This window comes from Dellaglioa sp. CoH-57-MRSF-16 (genome assembly GCF_056782055.1).
Genome location: NZ_JBXAXZ010000078.1, coordinates 1 through 408, shown reverse-complemented (window position 1 = coordinate 408; position 408 = coordinate 1). Strand labels below are relative to the sequence as shown.

General features: G+C 51.2%; 1 protein-coding gene. It reads right to left on the bottom strand.

Annotated features, from left to right (window positions below; genetic code table 11):
- On the bottom strand, positions 1 to 217 hold a 217-nt coding region (locus AC1RPH_RS07940), incomplete at its 3' end, for a hypothetical protein (RefSeq protein WP_481762047.1).
- Between the last annotated feature and the right edge of the window lie 191 nt (positions 218 to 408).

Genomic DNA, 408 nt, shown 5'->3' with positions numbered 1-408 from the left:
AGGCCTCAATCTCACTCATCCGGCTTCGAGCTACCTTCGGGTCTTGCGCAGAGCCGCATACAGTACGCAAATGTACCTGCTTACGATCGAACAAGTCACTCGACTGACAGGCCACATCTCCAACGATCAGGTAGTTGACGCGGAAGTCACGGTAGTTGGTGCCTTGGAAACGGTTGCCCTGCGAATCAGTTCCATCGTACTCGTTGCGGATCAGCATACTTCTCTCCTGTTGCCTAGTTCAGTTACAAAAAGCGATACTACTATTATTTACTAAGCACGTCAAGCAAAAGAAAAACCCGGCCGAGGCCGGGTTTTCTATCTACTACTCGTCCAGACCAGAGACCGGGCTGTGACTCACGCTGTAGCCACTTGGGGCAATGCCCTCGTTCATGTGTTCTCCATAAGTTG